Genomic DNA, 234 nt, shown 5'->3' with positions numbered 1-234 from the left:
GGCTGGAGGCCGGCTAGTACTCGAAGGGCTGCCCCAGCTCCTGTTGCAGCCAGTCCAGAAAGCGCCGCACCCGGGCGTAGCGCGAGTGCGCCCGGGGAAACACCAGGTGGTGAGCGGCCACCGGCAGGTCGTCATCCTGGGGCAGCACCCGCACCAGATCACCGCGGGCCAGATAGTCCGCTGCCAGCACCGTGCTCTCCAGGGCGAAGCCCAGGCCATGGCGGGCGGCTTCCA

General features: G+C 70.5%; 1 protein-coding gene. It reads right to left on the bottom strand.

Annotated features, from left to right (window positions below; translation table 11 throughout):
* Positions 1 to 13: 13 nt before the first annotated feature.
* On the bottom strand, positions 14 to 234 hold a 221-nt coding region (locus tag FS767_RS22650; RefSeq protein ID WP_256674316.1), incomplete at its 5' end, for a LysR substrate-binding domain-containing protein.

It is taken from the genome of Pseudomonas sp. DE0010 (assembly GCF_007680745.1).
GTDB classification, from domain to species: Bacteria; Pseudomonadota; Gammaproteobacteria; order Pseudomonadales; family Pseudomonadaceae; genus Aquipseudomonas; species Aquipseudomonas parafulva_B.
Note: the sequence above shows the minus strand (reverse complement) of the source record. Positions and strands in the feature narration are given on the sequence as shown.